The organism is Acinetobacter sp. YH1901134, from assembly GCF_013416965.1.
GTDB lineage: Bacteria > Pseudomonadota > Gammaproteobacteria > Pseudomonadales > Moraxellaceae > Acinetobacter > Acinetobacter amyesii.
Genome location: NZ_VPEW01000004.1, coordinates 142,036 through 162,065 on the forward strand (window position 1 = coordinate 142,036; position 20,030 = coordinate 162,065).

16 protein-coding genes are annotated in these 20,030 nt (G+C 42.2%); 7 read left to right on the forward strand and 9 right to left on the reverse strand.

Annotation, left to right across the window (positions count from 1 at the left end; all coding sequences use genetic code 11):
* Positions 1–48 precede the first annotated feature (48 nt).
* Positions 49–984 carry a LysR substrate-binding domain-containing protein gene (locus tag FTV50_RS04575; protein WP_180023659.1) on the reverse strand — a complete coding sequence of 312 codons (936 nt, stop codon included), beginning with the start codon at positions 982–984 and terminating at the stop codon, positions 49–51.
* Positions 985–1,230: 246 nt separating this feature from the next.
* On the opposite strand from FTV50_RS04575, the gene FTV50_RS04580 reads away from it, so the two are divergent.
* The 3 genes from FTV50_RS04580 to FTV50_RS04590 all read left to right on the forward strand — a co-directional run bounded on the left by FTV50_RS04580 (position 1,231) and on the right by FTV50_RS04590 (position 5,378).
* A complete protein-coding gene (locus FTV50_RS04580) occupies positions 1,231–2,451 on the forward strand; it encodes an acyl-CoA dehydrogenase (RefSeq protein WP_180023660.1) in 1,221 nt (406 codons plus the stop codon).
* Between the two features lie 209 nt (positions 2,452–2,660).
* Entirely contained in the window at positions 2,661–4,088 is a 1,428-nt protein-coding gene (locus FTV50_RS04585) for an MFS transporter (protein WP_078193770.1), read from the forward strand.
* A gap of 51 nt (positions 4,089–4,139) precedes the next feature.
* Positions 4,140–5,378 carry a CaiB/BaiF CoA-transferase family protein gene (locus tag FTV50_RS04590; protein WP_180023661.1) on the forward strand — a complete coding sequence of 413 codons (1,239 nt, stop codon included), beginning with the start codon at positions 4,140–4,142 and terminating at the stop codon, positions 5,376–5,378.
* Positions 5,379–5,856: 478 nt separating this feature from the next.
* Here the strand turns inward: FTV50_RS04590 and pcaD are convergent, their stop codons facing one another.
* From pcaD to FTV50_RS04620, 6 genes are all read right to left on the reverse strand, one after another.
* Positions 5,857–6,636 (reverse strand): 3-oxoadipate enol-lactonase, encoded by a 780-nt coding sequence (gene pcaD / locus FTV50_RS04595; protein ID WP_180023662.1) that lies wholly within the window; start codon positions 6,634–6,636, stop codon positions 5,857–5,859.
* 66 nt (positions 6,637–6,702) lie between these two features.
* Entirely contained in the window at positions 6,703–7,908 is a 1,206-nt protein-coding gene (gene pcaF / locus FTV50_RS04600; protein ID WP_180023663.1) for a 3-oxoadipyl-CoA thiolase, read from the reverse strand.
* Between the two features lie 125 nt (positions 7,909–8,033).
* Positions 8,034–8,684 (reverse strand): 3-oxoacid CoA-transferase subunit B, encoded by a 651-nt coding sequence (locus tag FTV50_RS04605; RefSeq protein WP_078193766.1) that lies wholly within the window; start codon positions 8,682–8,684, stop codon positions 8,034–8,036.
* A gap of 19 nt (positions 8,685–8,703) precedes the next feature.
* On the reverse strand, positions 8,704–9,390 hold the full coding sequence (locus FTV50_RS04610) for a 3-oxoacid CoA-transferase subunit A (protein WP_180023664.1): 687 nt from the start codon (positions 9,388–9,390) through the stop codon (positions 8,704–8,706).
* Positions 9,391–9,544: 154 nt separating this feature from the next.
* Positions 9,545–9,835 (reverse strand): muconolactone Delta-isomerase, encoded by a 291-nt coding sequence (catC, locus tag FTV50_RS04615; RefSeq protein WP_180023665.1) that lies wholly within the window; start codon positions 9,833–9,835, stop codon positions 9,545–9,547.
* Between the two features lie 20 nt (positions 9,836–9,855).
* A complete protein-coding gene (locus tag FTV50_RS04620; protein WP_180023666.1) occupies positions 9,856–10,965 on the reverse strand; it encodes a muconate/chloromuconate family cycloisomerase in 1,110 nt (369 codons plus the stop codon).
* 103 nt (positions 10,966–11,068) lie between these two features.
* Between FTV50_RS04620 and catM the strand changes: the two genes are divergently transcribed.
* Positions 11,069–11,992, forward strand: coding sequence for a cis,cis-muconate-binding transcription regulator CatM (gene catM / locus FTV50_RS04625; protein ID WP_180023667.1), 924 nt, complete (start codon positions 11,069–11,071; stop codon positions 11,990–11,992).
* A gap of 77 nt (positions 11,993–12,069) precedes the next feature.
* On the opposite strand, the gene FTV50_RS04630 is transcribed toward catM, so the two are convergent.
* Together FTV50_RS04630 and FTV50_RS04635 are read right to left on the reverse strand one after the other, a co-directional pair.
* Positions 12,070–13,065 (reverse strand): ABC transporter substrate-binding protein, encoded by a 996-nt coding sequence (locus FTV50_RS04630; protein ID WP_180023668.1) that lies wholly within the window; start codon positions 13,063–13,065, stop codon positions 12,070–12,072.
* A gap of 3 nt (positions 13,066–13,068) precedes the next feature.
* A complete protein-coding gene (locus FTV50_RS04635; protein ID WP_180023669.1) occupies positions 13,069–13,656 on the reverse strand; it encodes an ANTAR domain-containing response regulator in 588 nt (195 codons plus the stop codon).
* Between the two features lie 445 nt (positions 13,657–14,101).
* Here FTV50_RS04635 and FTV50_RS04640 point away from each other — a divergent pair, with 445 nt between their 5' ends.
* The 3 genes from FTV50_RS04640 (at position 14,102) to nirD (ending at position 19,918) form a co-directional block, all read left to right on the forward strand.
* Positions 14,102–15,451 carry an MFS transporter gene (locus FTV50_RS04640; protein WP_180023670.1) on the forward strand — a complete coding sequence of 450 codons (1,350 nt, stop codon included), beginning with the start codon at positions 14,102–14,104 and terminating at the stop codon, positions 15,449–15,451.
* Positions 15,452–15,517: 66 nt separating this feature from the next.
* The gene (nirB, locus tag FTV50_RS04645) at positions 15,518–18,064 is read left to right on the forward strand and encodes a nitrite reductase large subunit NirB (RefSeq protein WP_218950707.1); all 2,547 of its coding nucleotides are present in this window, start codon (positions 15,518–15,520) and stop codon (positions 18,062–18,064) included.
* A gap of 243 nt (positions 18,065–18,307) precedes the next feature.
* On the forward strand, positions 18,308–19,918 hold the full coding sequence (gene nirD / locus FTV50_RS04650; protein WP_180023671.1) for a nitrite reductase small subunit NirD: 1,611 nt from the start codon (positions 18,308–18,310) through the stop codon (positions 19,916–19,918).
* The last annotated feature ends 112 nt before the right edge of the window (positions 19,919–20,030 follow it).

A 20,030-nucleotide genomic window follows, 5' to 3' on the forward strand; every position in this document is an offset into this window, starting at 1 on the left:
GAACGAATAATGCAGCGAATTTACTGTACTCAAAATATAGCGACTACTTCAACTCAGCTGATGCAATTCTTGTAGCACCCAATCGACAAATTTTTGTATTTGCGGTGAACTGTCTTGGCTCGAGTGGACTAAATAATATTTTCGGCTACCGTGCAATTTTTTATTTGATGCAATCACCAATTCTTTTTTTCTCAGTTCTGCTTCGATCAGCATTTGTGGAATCAGTGCCATACCCATGCCATGACTGGCTGCCACAGAAAGCATAGAAAATAGTTCATGCCTCTGCCCATCGAAAGGCTTGGGATGCTGAATTTGATGGGCTTGAAACCATTCTTGCCAAATACTTGGACGGGTTGTTTGCTGTAATAAGGGTAATCGAAGCAATTCTTCATCACTTAAATTAAAACTATGATCATCCGTCATTTCCGCATGGGGAAAATTGTTTTCAATCAATTTGGGGGAACAAACGGGAACCACTTCTTCATCCATTAAATAATGCGCTTGAATGCCAGGCCAATGCTCAATTTGCTGTTGCGTTCCTGCAAAAATAGCTGCGTCAAAGACATTTTCATTAAACAAAAAAGGTTTGGTACTGGTTTCCAAATGCACGGTAATTTCAGGATGCTGTGCATTTAATTTATTTAATTTTGGCAACAGCCAACGTGTGGCAAACGTTGGCACAACGCCCAGCTTTAAAGTACCGCCTAAGCCTTTGTGCGTCATGATATCAGAGGTGCTTTTTTCGATGCCTTGCAAAAAGGGTTTAATACTTTTTGCATATTGTTTGCCTGCTTCTGTGAGATCGACACCGTGACGTGTTCGGCTAAATAGCATTACACCTAAATATTCTTCAAGCTGTTGAATTTGGCGTGACACAGCACTTTGCGTAATAAATAACTCTTGAGAAGCATGCGTATAACTTGCGTGTTTTGCAGCAGATTCAAAGCAAATTAAGCTTTGCAATGATGGAATATTACGCCGCATAGATAAAGTCCTTTTTATCGAGAGGTATCACAAAATGGCATATAAGAATGATTTTCATATACCACTATAGTCTATAAATAAAGCAATCCGCAGTTCAAATCAGTGGCTAAAGTGCTTAACACGCCGTGAACAAAGCTCAGGTATGCGAAAGGCGCATATCTACATGCAAATTAATCGTTTGAATGAATCACTTTTCACACATAGCATCAAATAAAACAAAGAAAGCCCGAAAAAGCAGAGGATGCGATGAATCAAATGGTCAATGTAAAAAAACCAAAAGTACAATTTAACTGGCAAGATCCGTTTCTTTTGGAACAGCAATTAACTGAAGAAGAACGCATGATTCGCGATACTGCGCATGCATACTGTCAAGAGCGTTTACAGCCACGTGTACTCGAACAATTCCGCCATGAAAAAACCGATGCATCTATTTTCCGAGAAATGGGCGAACTTGGCTTACTTGGCCCAACGATTCCAGAGCAATACGGCGGCGCAGGTCTAAACTATGTTAGCTACGGTCTAGTTGCGCGTGAAATTGAATATGTGGATTCTGGCTACCGCTCAATGGCCAGCGTTCAAAGTTCTTTGGTGATGGTACCAATCAATGAATTTGGCTCTGAAGCGCAAAAACAGAAATACCTACCAAAACTGGCAACAGGCGAATACATTGGCTGTTTTGGTTTAACTGAACCAGATCATGGCTCTGACCCAGGTAGCATGATTACTCGTGCAAAAAAGGTCGAAGGTGGCTATCGTCTCACGGGTGCAAAAATGTGGATTACCAACAGCCCAATTGCCGACGTGTTTGTTGTTTGGGCGAAAGAAGTATCGCCTGAAGGTAATGTTGGTGACATTCGTGGTTTTATTTTAGAAAAAGGCTGGGAAGGTCTATCTGCTCCTGCAATTCACGGTAAAGTTGGCTTACGTGCATCGATTACCGGTGAAATTGTGATGGACAATGTCTTTGTCCCTGAAGAGAATGCTTTTCCAGAAGTACGTGGTTTAAAAGGTCCATTTACCTGTCTAAATAGTGCTCGTTATGGTATCGCTTGGGGCGCAATGGGCGCCGCAGAATTCTGCTGGCATACAGCGCACCAATATACTATGGACCGTAAACAGTTTGGCCGACCATTGGCAGCGAATCAGCTGATTCAAAAGAAACTGGCAGATATGCAAACTGAGATTGCCTTGGGTTTACAAGCTGCGCTTCGATTTGGACGTATGAAAGATGAAGGCATTGCTGCTGTAGAAGGCACATCATTAATTAAACGTAACAACTGTGGCAAGGCTTTAGATATTGCCCGTGTTGCGCGTGACATGATGGGTGGTAACGGCATTTCTGATGAGTTTGGTGTTGCCCGCCATCTGGTCAATCTCGAAGTAGTCAACACGTATGAAGGAACGCATGATGTACATGCACTGATCTTAGGTCGTGCGCAAACAGGCATCGCGGCTTTTGGTAACTAATTGAATTATATATCGATAAGGTGCTCTACATAGAGTGCCTTAGAGACTTTTTATGCAAAAATAAACTTAATCAATAAAGGATTCATCGTGAAACACTCTTGTAACTCTGTGCAATAGCCTGAGCAGTGATGAAATAAAAAGAATAAAAAAGGCAAATGTGCAGACATAGGAATGCCGATGACTCATTTGGGAAAATGAGGAACAAGGAAATGAATAACGAAATGCAAAACGGAGCAGGAACGCTCAAATTGCCTTCTAACGTGGGCACGATGCATCGGATTACCAGCAACACTTGGAAAATGGCTTTTATTTTTGCCTTTATTTCTTTGGTGATTGATGGTGTAGACATCATGTTGCTGTCATTCAGCCTGACCAGTTTAAAGGCTGAATTTGGTTTAAGTACATTTCAAGCCGGAATGCTCGGTAGTTCTTCTTTAGCAGGGATGGCGCTGGGTGGTATTTCGGGTGGATGGGCGTGCGATAAATTTGGCCGTGTGAAAACTATTGCTTGGTCGGTCGTATTTTTCTCAATCATGACCTGTATTTTAGGCTTTACCCAAAGCTATGAACAATTTTTAATTTTACGTTTTATTGGCGCATTTGGTCTGGGCTCACTTTATATGGCGTGTAATACGCTGATGGCAGAATATGTACCAACCAAATACCGCACAACAGTACTTGGGACTTTGCAAACGGGTCAAACTGTGGGGTATATCGTTGCAACGCTGTTGGCGGGTGCCATTATTCCAGATCACGGCTGGCGCATGCTATTTTATGTCACCATTATTCCTGCTGCTTTTGCCCTGATCTTTATGCGTTTTGTTCCTGAACCAAAATCTTGGCAGGAAGCAAAAATTGAGCAGCTAAAACGCCGTGAATTAAAACTTGAACCTGTACAGCAACATGCTGCAGTCAATCAAAATGCACCTTCTGAAAGTATTTATAAACGTATTTTTGGGCATACCAATCATCGTAAAATGTTCTTCTTTTGGATGTCGACCGCTGCATTTCTACAATTCGGTTACTACGGTGTCAACAACTGGATGCCAACGTATCTAGAAACCGAACTCAGCATGAACTTTAAAGCCATGACAGGCTATATGGTAGGCGCATATACCGCCATGATTCTGGGTAAAATTTTAGCAGGCTATGCCGCTGACAAGTTCGGACGTCGTATTACCTTTGTGTTTGGTACGGTAGCTACGGCAGCATTCTTACCGATCATCATTTTCTATAACACACCAACCAACATCGCCTATTTACTCGTAACTTTCGGTTTCTTATACGGTATTCCATACGGTGTAAATGCAACTTATATGGCAGAAAGCTTCTCGACGGATGTACGCGGTACGGCTATTGGCGGTGCTTACAATATGGGACGTTTAGGCGCAGCCATAGCACCAGCAACCATTGGTATGATTGCCGCTGGCGGATCATTCACCATGGCCTTTATTGTAATGGGTGCTGCGTACTTTATTGCAGGTGTTATTCCGGGCTTGTTCATTCGTGAACGTCAATATGATCCCCAGCAAGCATCACTTTCTTCAGATGCGGAAAAAGAAAAACTGGCAAGTGTAGATACATATGTTGATGATGCAGAACAAAAAGCATCTGCAAAAACTGCAACAGTAAAATAAATAAAAAGACCTGTGCCATAGCTCAATACTATGGCACATCTGGAGTGAACTATGGGTGCATTAAAAGGAATTCGTGTATTGGACTTAAGCCGTGTTTTGGCAGGTCCTTGGTGCGGTCAAATTTTGGCTGATTTAGGTGCAGAGGTAATCAAAATTGAGCGTCCAAAAGTGGGTGATGATACCCGTACGTGGGGACCACCTTGGATGCCAAATCAGCAAGGTCAAGCGACGAGAGAATCAGGCTATTACCAATGTGCGAACCGTAATAAATATTCTGTAGCCATTGATATTGCCAGTGAAGAAGGGCAAGCCCTAGTCCGTGAAATTGCCCAGACGGCAGATGTCGTGATTGAAAACTACAAAGCAGGTTCACTTGCAAAATATGGTTTGGATTATGCATCGCTCAGTGCACTAAATCCCAATATCGTATATTGCTCAATTACAGGTTTTGGTCAGGATGGTCCACGTGCGGAAGAACCAGGCTATGACTTTATTATTCAAGGTATTTCCGGTTTGATGAGTATTACTGGTGAATCTGATGATGTAATCGGTGGTGGCGCACAAAAGGTGGGGGTCGCTGTGGTCGATATTCAGACCGGACTGTACTCAACGATTGCCATTCAGGCGGCATTGTTGGCGCGGCAGCATACAGGACGCGGTCAATATATCGATATGTCATTACTCGATGTACAGGTGGCGGCGCTAGCCAATCAAGGTATGAACTATTTGACTTCGGGCAAAGCACCCAAGCGCATGGGAAATAATCACCCGAATATTGTACCGTATCAAACCTTTAAAGCTAAAGATAAAGAATTTATTATTGCCTGTGGTAATGACAAACAATTTAAAGATTTGTGTATTGCGATTGGCTATACAGAACTGCTAGATCAACCAAACTATTTACGTAATCAAGATCGAGTGAAGCACCGTGAAGAATTAATTCCATTATTGAGTGCCTATTTTCTGACTCAAGATGCTCAAGTTTGGGTTGATGCGATTCATGCGGTAAAAGTGCCTGTGGGTGTAATCAACTCTGTAGAAGACGCATTAAATGAACCGCAAATTCAACATCGTCAAATGGTGGTGAATATTCCACATGCTTTAAATCATGATTTTAAAGTGATTGGATCACCGATGAAATTATCTGATACGCCTGTAGAATACCGTCATGCACCGCCGCAGTTAGGGCAGCACACAATCGAAATTTTGTCCCAATTTAAAACTGAAGCTGAATTAAATGAATTGGCTGCACAAGGTATCATTGATCAACTCAATCATCCTGCAGCTTAAAATTTCATGGGATTATTCTTCAAACTATTCTTCAATATCTGGTCTTAAACACCTATGAGGAATGAGTGGAGTTAAAAGTTTAGACCGAAGGACTCCAATACTTCGGTCTTTTTCAATATCAATATTCATTTACGGAGTGCTTTTAATGTTAATTTTCTAGATAAAGTATAATTATTCATTAAAGCTTGGGCCTGCAATACGGTCTTTATTTTTTCGTATGAAAGAGATGTCCATACTTTTGCGCCTTGATATTTTTTCTTTAAGCTATAACTTTAAAATTCTGGAATCCACAAACTAATTTCCGCAATGCTGCAGGCAATAAGCATTTATATGCCTATTTTTCAAGTCTACTAATTGCACAGAAAGATCTCGATACCACCTCCATTGGCGAGAGTATAAGTCTTCAAACGAAATAAAGCCCTGCACAATGGCAAGGCTCTATTTTAATAACATTACATTGAATTTGTTCAGCTGCTTATTATTGCTGTATAAAATTCTGCAAAGCCTGATTAAATGCATCTGGCTGTTCGATGTTTGAAATATGCGATGCATTAATTTCAAATAATTGGCTATTTGCAATGCGTTCTTGCATGAATTGACCATCTGCAACTGTAGTTACAGGGTCTTGTTGACCTGCAATAATCAATACTGGGATGTGAATAGACGAGATTTCATTGCGTAAATCCGCTTTAGCCAAAGCTTCACAACAACTTGCATAACCTTCTGGGCTGCCAGCTCCGAGGTCGTTACTCAAAGATTGTACAGTTGCCGTGTTACTTTGGATAAAGGGTTCTGTAAACCATCGTGATGCTGCTGTTTCTGCAATTGGTTTCAAACCTTGTTGACGGACTAACTGCGCACGTTCATTCCAAGCTGATTCTTGCCCAATTTTTGCAGCGGTATTGCATATAATGACATGGTTAAAGCGTTCAGGATGATGTATTGCAAGCCATTGACCTGTTAAACCACCCATCGATATTCCACAAAATGCGGCTTGTTGAATACTTAAATGATCCAATAAATGGATGACATCTGTACCCAATTGATCAAGGCTATAAGGCCCTTGAGGGGCAGAAGATGCACCATGACCACGTGTATCATAACAAATGACAAAATAATCCTGCTGCAGCGCCTCTATCTGAGGCTGCCACATGTTGAACTTTGTGCCTAAAGAGTTAGAAAAGACAATCGCAGGTTGTGTGTGGTCACCAAAAGTTGCGTAATTAATCGTTGCATCATTGGATATAAATGTAGGCATGTTTTGAATCCTTAATTTTATAAATCCCCTAAATCCCCCTATCAGAAGGAGGACTTTTATTGAGGATTAAACACGTTCAATAATCAAAGCGATGCCTTGACCGACACCAATGCACATCGAACAGAGGGCATATTGACCTGAAATTGCCTCAAGTTGATTTAACGCAGTCGTAACTAAACGGGCTCCAGATGCACCTAAAGGATGCCCCAAAGCAATAGCGCCACCGTTTGGATTGACATGTTTAGCGCCATCTTCCAAACTTAGTTCACGGGTAACCGCTAAGGCTTGAGCCGCAAAAGCTTCATTCAGCTCGATCACATCCATTTGTTCAAGGCTTAGACCTGTTTGAGCTAATAGCTTTTTGATGGCAGGCGCAGGACCAAAGCCCATGATTTTGGGTTCAACACCCACCACCGTTGCCGCAATAATTTTGGCCCGTGGCTTTAACTTAAATTTGTTAACAGCATCATCTGAAGCAATCAGTAGTGCAGCTGCACCATCATTGATCCCTGAGGCATTGCCCGCAGTTACCGTCCCATCTGCTTTCACCACAGGTTTGAGTTTTGCTAAACCTTCTGCTGTCGTTGATGCACGTGGATGCTCATCTGTATCGACTATCAGTGGGTCGCCTTTACGCTGTGGAATGATTACAGGGATGATTTCTTTCTCAAAAAAACCATTGGCTTGTGCAGCAGCTGTACGGCGCTGACTTTCTAAGGCAAAAGCATCTTGATCAGCACGGTTAATATTGAATTGTTCTGCCACATTTTCAGCGGTTTGAGGCATGGTTTCCACGCCATACATTTGTTTGAGGATTGGATTGATAAAACGCCAACCCATGGTGGTGTCTTCTATCTTTTGGCTGCGTCCATAAGCACTTTCCGATTTACCCATAACAAAGGGCGCACGGGACATACTTTCAACACCGCCAGCAATAATTAAGTCTGCTTCATTTGCTTTAATTGCACGGGCTGCCATCGCAATTGCATCAAGTGATGAACCACAAAGTCGGTTCACAGTTGTAGCAGGAACTTGAAAAGGTACACCTGCGAGTAGCGACGACATTCGTGCAACATTACGGTTATCTTCACCGGCTTGGTTCGCACAGCCGTAAATCACGTCATCAACAGACTCCCAAGCAATACTTGGATTTCGCTGCATCAGTGCCTTAATAGGTAAGGCACCTAGGTCGTCGGTACGTACTGCTGCTAAACCGCCCGCATAGCGACCGAAAGGTGTACGGATTGCATCAATAATATAGGCATTTTTCATTTTATAAATCCTAAAAACTCAGCTCCTCCCTTTTAACGGGAGGTTGGGAGGGATTTACAGGAAGTTAATTTTTGAATAATAATCCTCCCAAAATCCCTCCTTTAATCAAGGAGAGACTTTTTGCTTTATGCTGTCGTATCTATCAGCTTTGCACCGGTCATTGACTGTAATTCGTCAAAGCTCAGACCCTCAACTTTTTCAATCACTTTCATGCCTTCAACTGTTACATCAATCACGCACAAATCTGTGTAAATACGATCGACACATTGCAGGCCTGTCGCAGGGTATGACAATTCGGCGACAATTTTCGGTTCACCTTTTTTGGTCACATGGTCTGTAGTAATAAAGACTTTTTTCGCCCCAACAGCCAAATCCATTGCACCACCTACAGCAGGAATTGCATCTGGCGCACCAGTATGCCAATTTGCTAAGTCACCATTTTGGGCAACCTGAAAAGCGCCTAATACTGCAATATCTAAATGACCGCCACGCATCATGGCAAAAGAGTCACCGTGATGAAAAAAGCAGCCACCCGTTTGCATAGTGACAAACTCTTTTCCTGCATTAATTAATTCAGGGTCTTCTTCGCCTTTAGCCGGAGGAGGACCAAAAGCCAAAAGTCCATTTTCTGAATGTAGAAATACATCTTTGTCTGTTGGTAAATAATTTGAAATTTTAGTGGGTAAGCCAATGCCTAAATTGACATAAGCACCATCTGGAATATCCTGTGCAACACGTTCTGCAATTTGATCACGGGTTAATTTGGTATAGCTCATGGTTCTTTCCTCACGTGATTTATGCAGATTGCTCAAGCTGTGCAGATTGAACAGCCACGACATGTTGTACAAAAATACCAGGGGTAATAATGTGCTCTGGGTCTAATGCACCAAGTTCAACCACTTCTGAGACTTGAGCAATCGTCACATCTGCCGCCATGGCCATAATGGGGCCAAAGTTACGCGCTGATTTGTTGTAAACCAAGTTGCCCCAGCGGTCGCCCTGATGTGCTTTGATTAAAGCAAAATCGGCCTTAATTGGATTTTCGAGAACAAAATCTTTGCCTTCATAATTGAGTGTAGGTTTGCCTTCTGCCAACAACGTACCAAAACCTGTTGGTGTATAAATTGGACCCAAACCCATGCCTGCCGCCTGAATACGGCAAGCCAAATTACCTTGTGGTACAAGCTCAAGTTCTATTTTTCCTGCACGGTATAGCTTATCGAATACCCAAGAGTCCGATTGGCGAGGGAAAGAACAAATCATCTTACGGACAGCACCAGCTTTGAGTAATTTAGCAAGTCCATAGTCACCATTACCTGCATTGTTGTTGACGATGATGAGATCTTTGATGCCAAGTTCTATCAATCCATCAATCAGTTCAGCAGGCTGACCAGCCGTACCGAAGCCGCCGATCATAATGGTTGATCCATCCTTAATTTGAGAAAGTGCTTCTGTTAAGGAAGCGGTACTTTTATCAATCATGCTACGATCCTTCATCAAGAACGATAAAACTATTTACCTGACTAACCACTTCAGTCATGTAAGGCAGATAATCTTTTATTTCAAATATTTACAAACTTAAAAATGCAGATCAATGGACTCCAATCATGTGCTACACAATTGGAATCCAATCGCATCAGCTATCATCACTACGAACAGAAGAGGGATGACGATTTACAGCCATAACTTCAATATTCATATACGGGTAAAGGGGCAACCCTTGTAAGATGTTGTGTAACTCTTCATTGCTTTCAACATCAAAAATACTGATATTTGAATATTGACCAGTAATGCGCCAGATATGACGCCATTTGCCTTGACGTTGTAGATCTTGTGAATAAGCTTTTTCTACAGCTTTAATTTCATTGGCTTTTTCTACTGGCATATCTAATGGAATATTGACATCCATGCGTACTTGGAAAAGCATTTCTCACTCCTAGCTAAATGTTATTTACGACGTAAGTCATCAATTTTGTTTTCATCAATTTCAATCCCTAAACCCGCTGTGGTCGGAATCTTGAGTTCAAAATCTTGATATTGAAGTGGGGTTTTTAAAATTTCTTCAGTTAGCAGCAATGGACCAAAAAGCTCTGTGCCATAAGCTAAATTGTCAAATGTAGAAAATGCATGTGCCGATGCAATAGTGCCCACAGGGCCTTCAAGCATGGTTCCACCATATAAATCGATACCCGCAAGTTTGGCGATTTTAGAAACCTCACAGCCTTCGATTAAACCGCCAGACTGTGCAACTTTGACTGCAAAAACAGATGCAGAATTGTGCCGCGCAAGTTGATATGCCGTTTGCGGGCCCATCAGTGATTCATCTGCCATAATGGCTATATCAAAACGACGAGTTAAACGGCGCATCGCGTCAATGTTATCGATCGCGCAAGGCTGCTCAATCAGATCAACACCACCATCTTGTAACAATTGAATGCCTTTAATGGCATCTAGTTCAGACCATGCACGGTTGACATCCACACGAATAGAAATGTCCGAACCTAACGCTTTTTTTATGGCTAATACATGCTCAACATCAGCTTCAACGGGGCGTGAACCGATTTTAAGTTTGAAAATATTATGTCGTTTTGCCGCAATCATTTTTTGTGCTTCGGCAATGTCTTTTTCTGTATTGCCAGACGCAAGTACCCAAAGAACAGGTAAGCTGTCACGTAAGCGCCCGCCCAATACTTCGCTTAAAGGCAAATTTAAACGCTGCGCCAAAATATCGAGTAGCGCCGTTTGAATGGCACATTTAGCAAAGCGATTGCCGTTAATATTACGTTTAATGGCTTGCATGGTTTGAGCAACATTCAAACCAGTGAGGGTTTTCAGTAAAGGACTAAAATAAGTTTCAATATTGGTACGAATGCTTTCAGGGCTTTCTTCACCATAGCCTAGACCACCAATCGTCGTCGCTTCACCCCAACCGATATAACCATCTTCGGTAGTGATTTTAATCAAAACAAGGGTTTGCGTTTGCATGGTTGCAACAGCCATCTTGTGCGGACGGATTGTTGGGATTTCCACGAGCAGGGTTTCAATCGACTTATACATCTTGCATATTTCTTATCTATCCAACTATTTATATACCCTAATTTAATGTAATATCTTTAACTAGAGCGATTTTGGTATTTTTAGATACTTAAAAGGTATATAAATGGAATTAAGGCACTTACGTTACTTTGTCACCGTGGTTGAAGAGCAAAGTATTACCAAGGCAGCAGAAAAATTATGTATTGCTCAGCCACCTTTGAGCCGCCAAATTCAAAAACTTGAAGAAGAGCTGGGGATTACGTTGTTTGAGCGTGGTTCTAGACCCGTGAAAACCACAGAAGCAGGTATGTTTTTTTATGAGCATGCTGTACAGATATTGACGCATACCGCCCAGGCCACAACCATGGCACAGCGAATTAATGCCGTCGATAAAACTGTCCGTATTGGTTATGTCAGTTCGCTTTTATACGCATTATTGCCGCAAATTATTTATTTATTTCGACAACGCAACCCAGATATTCATGTTGAACTCATAGAATGTGGTACACGCGACCAGATTGAAGCCTTAAAAACCGGTCGAATTGATATTGGTTTTGGACGACTTCGCTTAACCGATCCGTCCATTAAACGTGTTTTATTAAGAAAAGAAGCGCTACGTTTAGCTATTCATAAAAACCATCATTTGGCTGAATTTAAAGACAAAGGCATTTATCTTTCTCAAATTTTAGATGAACCAATTTTTGCCTACCCAACAACACCTAAACCGAATTTTTCCACCCTCATCCAATCCATTTTTACCGAATTAGGACTTGTACCTAAACATTTAACCGAAGTGCGTGAAATTCATATGGCTTTGGGCTTGGTGGCGTCGGGAGAGGGCATTTCTCTGATCCCTGAAAGTGCCAGTGATATTGGCATGAAAAATTTGATGTATATCCCAATCTTAGATTTGGAAGCCTATAGTCCAATCTCTTTGTCGGTACGCAATATGGATCATAGTAATTACATTCCAAAGATACTGGATTGCATTCGTGAAGTCTTTGTTGAAGAAAATATCGATCTGCGCGCCATCGATGCAGATGCATAACTAAGTCAAGGTTTCATGGTCGATGTAACACAAGATCCACTATTCAGATGATAGGGTCTTATGGAATATCAATCACTTCAGCCCAAAGCATCCTGATAAATACAAGACTGAGCTATTTCAAAAACCTTTTCATCTTCAATATTCAATTGATCATATTGCTGCATTTTTTGAATCATCCATTCAAAATCTGAAGTTTGTGGCGCTTGGGTCTTACCAAAATTTTGAATGATTCTTTTGATCCGATGAAAAGCCTCGACGTGAATCTGCTCAGAACAATCAAAACGGATGATGTGATATTGCTTTAACAAAGAAAATATTTCAGAAAAATGCGTTTGTTGAAGCAGATCGTTTTGGGCTTTTTGGATGGCAAGATTGATTGCGTTTAAGGTATTAGGATGTTTTTCTGCCCAATCATGGGTAAAAGCCAAAACTTTATCTGGAATATGATCAATAATATCTTGACTATTGACGATAATACGACTATAGCCTTGTATTTCAGCTTGCGTATTCCACGGCTCTCCGACACAGAATACATCAATTCGTTGCGTTGATATTGCTTCGACCATATAAGGCGGTGGTAAAGTTGAAAACGTTTGCGTTTGAGCAATTTCTGTGTCTGCAAGTGCCAGCCATTCTCTTAGAATATAATGATGAATCGAATGCTGAAAAACATGCGCCAACTGAATCGTTTGATTCTGTTTTACCGCAGATACGATTTTCTCTGCTGAATTTTTTGGAAGATCCAAAGCATGGATATTTAATTCATAGCACAGCTTTTGACTCAAACTAATATAAGCACAATTAGTACTGAGTGTAAGAGAGGTTTGTAAGGGAATGCCGAGATGGTCTTTACCTGTCACAGACGCAGGCAGCATGGCCGATAAGCAATGGGCAGCATCTAAAAAACCAAAAGCTAGACGGTCGCGTAAACTTGCCCAAGATGGTTCTTGAGTCAGTGTGACATTTAACCCTTGTTCAGCAAAATATCCTTGATGTTCTGCCCAGAGCAAAGCAACACAGTCGAGTAAAGGAATATAGCCCAATTGAATATCTGTTTTTTCAAGCTTTTGCATGGTTTATTCCTTAAATTGAGACTGTAACAACGCTTGCGCATCAAGCAGCCGACGCGCCATTTCACCCATTGTCATACGGTGACTCATGGCATTTTTTCTCAGCAAATTGAATGCTTGATCTTCGGTTAATCCATGCATTTGTATTAAAAGCACTTTGGCTTTTTCAATATCTTTTCGATCGGCCAATTTGCACTTGGTTTCAGCCAAATCATTCAGCAGTTTTTTATGCTTTTTATATTGTTCAATTGAAATTTCTAAAATGCTATTCAAACGTGCAGGGTCAATGCCATCGACAATATAAGCCGTCACACCTGCATCAATCGCGCTTCGGATAATTTCGAGACTCGAATTTTTAGTAAATAGAACAGTCGGTAAGTCAAATTGGCTGACACAGCTTTCAATGACATCGCGATGTGGATGATCCATATCCAATAAAATCACATCTGCATGAATATTTTGCAGATATGACATATTTAAATGATTAATCATGAAACTGGCGACCACATCAAAGTCATGCTGAATTAATGAGGCTTGAATAAATTCAGCGCGTTCTTGATCATCATCAATCAGGGCTATTTTTAGTTTTGGCATGCAAACACTCAGACAGAGCCAAACAGATACGTATTGAGCTTGCTAAGCAAATTAGATGCCAAATCTAAAGGCAATACAAAATATAAATCTGCTTCTATGTTTGAGCATAGTTATGTGCGCATTTTTAAATTGAACCATTTCCATGCACTGATCTTGTGCAGGGCTGAACCACGCTTGAACATTTAGCTGCATCTCTATAGGCACATTGACTATCTATTCACCTTAATTCGCTTAATTTCTGACAAGTCGGCGTTCAAAGCCGCAATGTAAAGATGAATTGAAGTCGAAAATAAAAACTTGGCATGGCTCGTGCTTAATACTTGTTGAGTCAATGAAGACTCTAAAAATTTGTTAGACGGCCAACGACGTCCGTTCTGATCGACTCTGTTATGTGTTAGCGACATAACCGAGTAATTCATGCGTTCAGTTCAGTCAGGAGAAGGTTATGTCTTCAAATTTAAATGCCAAAAAAGCCACAAAAATAAGTCTATTTAATTTTTCTTCAGCAGCAATGCGGGCCTTCCACATGAGTTGGCTCGCATTCTTTGTTTGCTTCTTTGCATGGTTTGCCTGTGCGCCTTTGATGCCAGTGATTGCAGGTGAATTTAATCTAACAAAAGACCAAATCGCTAATATTAATATTGCTGCGGTTGCAATCACCATTTTAGTTCGTCTGATCGTTGGGCCTTTATGTGATAAATACGGCCCGCGTAAAACATATACAGCATTATTAATTGTCGGCAGCATCCCAGTCTTTGGTGTTGCTTCTGCAAATAGCTATGAATCCTTTCTTTTCTTCCGCTTGCTGATCGGTGCGATCGGAGCAAGCTTTGTCATCACGCAATACCATACCAGCATTATGTTTGCGCCTAATGTGGTGGGTACAGCCAATGCGGCAACCGCAGGCTGGGGTAATGCAGGCGGCGGTGCAACTCAAGCCCTCATGCCTTTATTGCTTAGCGCACTCGTTATGTTTGGTGTAGAGCAAGCGATGGGCTGGCGCATAGCGTTAATCGTTCCTGGTGTGATGATGTTGATCGTAGGCGCGCTGTATTGGAAATTTACCCAAGACTGCCCGCAAGGCAACTTTAAAGAACTGCGTGAACAAGGTGTTGCAGTCGGTTCAGATAAAAAAGGCGGTGTAGCCATTCTCATGCATGCAGCACGCAATTACCGTGTATGGATTCTATTTGGCGCTTATGCAGCTTGCTTCGGCATTGAAATCTTTATTCACAACATTATTGCGCTGTATTACGTCGACAACTTCCAATTTGGATTAAAAGAAGCGGGTATGGCAGCAGGGATCTTCGGTCTATTGGCACTGTTTGCCCGTGCGCTTGGCGGCATTGTTTCAGACAAAGTCGCGACTACCAAAGGCTTGGATGGCCGTACCAAAGTTCTGTTTGCGATGATTCTGCTCGAAGGACTGTTTTTAATACTGTTCTCGCAAATGAGCACGCCAATCTTCGCCATTCTTGCCATGACAGTCTTTGCACTCTTCACACATATGGCTTGCGGTGCTACCTATGCGCTGGTGCCATTCATTGACCGTGATGCTTTAGGCGGCGTGGCAGGCATTATCGGCGCAGGCGGTAACGTTGGTGCGGTAGCTGCAGGTTTTTTGCTTAAAGGCATGTTGGATATTCAAACCACGCTCATGGTGCTTGGCGGTTTGGTGGTGATTGCAGCCAGCTGTGTACTGATGATCCGCTTCTCTGTAGAGCATAAAGAAAAAGAACAGCGCCTATTTGAACAAGCTGTAAATGAACGAAATTTAGCTGAAGCTCAAAACTAATACTGAAAAGTTGCCTCTAAACATCGCGATTTAGGGGCAAATAAAAAAATCTTGCGGAGAAAGAATATGAAAATCATCATGATTGGACATGGCATGGTTGGCCATAAATTTATCGAATCTGTACTGGAACACGCAGGTGATGATGTTGAATTAACCATTTTGGCTGAAGAGCCGCGTTTAGCCTATGACCGTGTGCATTTAACTGAATATTTCAGCGGTAAATCGGCTAAAGATTTAACCCTATGCCGCAGCGACTTTGCCGATGCATACGGTATAGATTTACGCCTTAGCACCAAAGCGGTTGAAATTGATCAGCGCAATAAAACGGTCACAACCAATCACGGTGATATTCTTTCTTTTGACAAGCTAGTGCTCGCAACAGGTTCATACGCTTTTGTGCCACCAATTCCAGGCAATGAACGTGAAAACTGCTTTGTGTACCGTACCATTGAAGACTTGGATGCCATCCGTGCCGCAAGCTTGAATGCTAAAACAGGTGTGGTGATCGGCGGCGGTTTATTGGGTCTGGAAGCAGCAAAAGCGCTGCGTGATTTAAACTTAGAAACCCATGTTGTTGAATTTGCACCACGCTTAATGGCAGTTCAGATTGATGATCTAGGCGGTAAAGTTTTACGCTCAAAAATTGAAAATCTAGGTGTTAAAGTCCATACGCAAAAAGCAACATCTTGCATTGAAGACGGTGCAAATTCGAAGCATGTAATGAAGTTTGGTGATGGTTCTGAACTGGAAACCGACATCATCTTATTCTCTGCAGGTATCCGCCCACGCGATGAATTAGCGCGCCAAAGCGGTTTAGCCATTGGTGAGCGTGGCGGAATTGCGATTAATGACTATTGCCAAACTTCAAACCCTGACATTTATGCCATTGGTGAATGTGCGCTTTGGCAAAATAAAATTTATGGCCTAGTTGCGCCGGGCTATGACATGGCACGTATTGCAGCAAAGCATGTGATGGAACAAAACTGCACGCTTTTCGCTGGTGCAGATATGAGCACCAAGCTGAAACTGATGGGAGTTGATGTTGCATCTGTAGGCGATGCGCATGCAATGACACCAAATTCTTTAAGCTATTTCTATGCAGATGAAGCAGCTCAGGTTTATAAAAAAATTGTCGTGAATGCAGAGAAAACTAAGCTGCTAGGTGCAGTATTGGTGGGCTGTGCTAAAGAATACAATGACCTGCTGCAAATGATGCTGAATGGCTTAGAAGTTCCAGAAAGCCCAGAAAGCCTAATCATGCCTGGCTATGCACAATCTGCAGGTAAATCGGGCGGAAGCGGTGTCGATCTGCTGCCAGACAGCGCAACGATTTGTTCATGTAACAACGTCTCTAAAGCAGATATTTGTTCAGCCATTGCTGACGGATCGACTTCTTTAGGCGCATTGAAAAAATGTACTAAAGCTGCAACAGCTTGCGGCGGCTGTGCGCCATTAGTCACTCAAGTACTTAAATCGGAGCTTCAGCGTCAAGGTGTAACGGTAAATAACCATTTATGTGAACACTTTGCTTATTCACGCCAAGAGCTCTATCACTTGGTACGTGTGAATAAAATCAAAACTTTTGATGACCTGATTCAGCAGCATGGCCATGGCTTAGGCTGTGATATCTGCAAACCGACGGCAGCCAATATCCTAGCTTCATGCTGGAATGACTTTGTACTTAAACCGAGCCATGCGGGCCTGCAAGACAGTAATGACTACTACCTCGGCAATATTCAAAAAGACGGTTCATATTCAGTAGTACCTCGTATGGCGGGCGGTGAAGTTACTCCGGACGGATTAATTGCCGTGGGTCAAATTGCCAAAGAATATGGTCTATATACCAAACTTACAGGCGGTCAGCGTGTTGATATGTTTGGTGCACAAGTGCATCAACTGCCTGAAATCTGGGAAAAATTAATTGCTGCTGGTTTTGAGTCTGGCCATGCCTACGGCAAATCACTGCGTACGGTGAAATCTTGTGTCGGCAGTACTTGGTGCCGTTATGGCGTGGACGATTCAGTCGGCTTGGCGATTTATTTAGAGAACCGCTACAAAGGCCTTCGCTCACCGCACAAACTGAAAATGGCTGTGTCGGGCTGTACCCGTGAATGTGCTGAGGCGCAAAGTAAAGATGTGGGCGTGATTGCGACAGAAAAGGGCTGGAACCTTTATGTATGCGGCAATGGCGGTATGAAGCCACGTCACGCAGAGCTTTTGGCATCAGACTTAGATACGCAAACATTGATCAAATACATTGACCGTTTCTTTATGTTCTACATTCAAACAGCAGACCGTTTGCAGCGTACTTCTGTATGGCGCGACAACATGGAAGGCGGTTTAGATTACCTGAAAGATGTCGTTGTGAATGATTCGCTTGGCGTAGCGGGTGAACTTGAACGCCGTATGAGCCATGTTGTGGGTACATATCAAGATGAATGGCGTACTGCTGTAGAAGATCCTGAAGTACGTAAACGCTTTGTGACTTTCGTGAATGCAAAAGCAGAACAGCAAAATGATCCGCATATTCAGTTTGCATCCGTTCGCGGTCAAATCAGACCCAAAACAGAAGCTGAACGCGATTCGTCACGCATTCCAGTGGTTGAAGCTTAATCACAGCAATAGAGATCTTAAGAAAGTTAAAATTAAAATTTTCCATTATTTTTCAAAGTATAAATTCCTTTACTTAGACCTTATATGGCTCAGGTAGAAGGCTAGGATGAAGAGTTTTAACAAATACCTCTCCCTAACCCTCTCCTAAAAGGAGAGGGAATTTAGATCTAAATGAATTTATGGATAAAAAGAACTTCTGTAAGAGATCTAATAAAGCTAAAGAATGATAAGAGGAACTTAAAGATGACAGTTTTAAAAGAAATGAATGATTTAGACTGGTTTGATATTTGTGCATTAGATGATATTACGCCAAATACAGGTGTGGGCGCACTGATTGAAAATCAGCAAATTGCGATATTCCGTGTCGGTGAAGAAAAGCGGGTTTATGCGCTCAGCAATCAGGACCCATTTAGCCAAGCCTATGTTATGTCCCGCGGTATTATTGGTGACTTGCAGGGTGAGCGTGTTGTGGCATCACCCATTTATAAACAGCATTTCAGCCTTGCTACTGGACGCTGCTTAGAAGATAAAGACCAAAAACTCCTGGTTTTTCCAAGCAAAATTGAAAATGGCCGTGTGCTGATTAGTCCAACTGCTCAAAAAACCTATATTACCAATAACGCGCCATCGTCTGAGTTGATGAAACTTGTTTTGGTCGGCAATGGCTTAGCAGGTATGCGTTGCTTAGAAGATCTGCTGGATATGGCGCCAGAGCGTTATGAAATTACGGTCATTGGTGAAGAACCTTGGGGTAATTACAACCGAATTATGCTTTCACCTGTGCTTTCAGGTGATAAAACCATTGAAGATATCATGCTGCATTCACATGCTTGGTATAAAGACAAAAATATCCGTTTTGTAGCAGGTGATGCGGCGGTACGCATAGACCGTCCGCGCAAGCAGGTATACACAGAAAAAGGCTTGGTCATCGATTATGACCGTCTGATTTTAGCGACAGGTTCTAAGCCATTTATTCCGCCTATACCGGGAACTGACTTAAAAGGTGTTCTCAGCTTCCGTGATATTTATGATGTAAACCGCATGCTGGATTACTGTAAATCTAAGCAAAATGCAGTGGTGATTGGCGGCGGTTTACTTGGCCTAGAGGCTGCGTATGGCCTGAAACAGCGTGGCATGAATGTTACAGTACTGCATTTGATGGATCGTATTATGGACCGTCAGTTAGATGAAAAAGCCAGCTTAATGCTCAATCATGCGATTGAACAAAAAGGTATAAAAATCATGACCGCAGCAAATACCCAAGAGTTGATGGGTGAAGATGGCCATGTGAAGCAGCTGCGTTTGCAAGACGGTACTGTTTTAGATGCAGATCTTGTGGTTTTTGCGGTGGGTATTCGTCCGAATATTGAGCTTGCGCAAAGTGCAGGACTGCGCTGCGGCCGCGGTGTCATGGTGAATGACACCATGCAAACTTTTGATCCGAGTATTTATGCGGTGGGTGAATGTATTGAACACCGAAGCCAAACTTTCGGTTTAGTTGAACCGCTTTGGGGACAGGCATTCATTTGTGCATCGCATTTGGCCGAACATGGCAGCTTAACCTTCAAAGCGCCTACGGTTCCGACGCAGTTAAAAGTCAGTGGCTGTGATGTTTTTTCTGCAGGCAACTTTGAACCGTTGGATGATTTTGAAGACATTATTTTGAATGATGAAAAACGCCAAATCTATAAACGCATTATTATTCAAAAAGATAGAGTGATTGGTGCTGTGCTGTTTGGCGATACTGAAGATGGGGCATGGTATGCAGAATTGATTTCAGATCAAACTCCAATTTCAAGTATCCGAAACAAATTGCTGTTTGGTAAGGATTTTGCATTAAAGAAAGCAGGCTAATGCGTCTTTAATTTTGAAAGTCCCTTCTCCCACTGGGAGAAGGTTAGGATGAGGGGGCTTTTCATATAAATCCTCTCCCACTTGCGGAACTATGTTCCTCATCCTTTAAAAG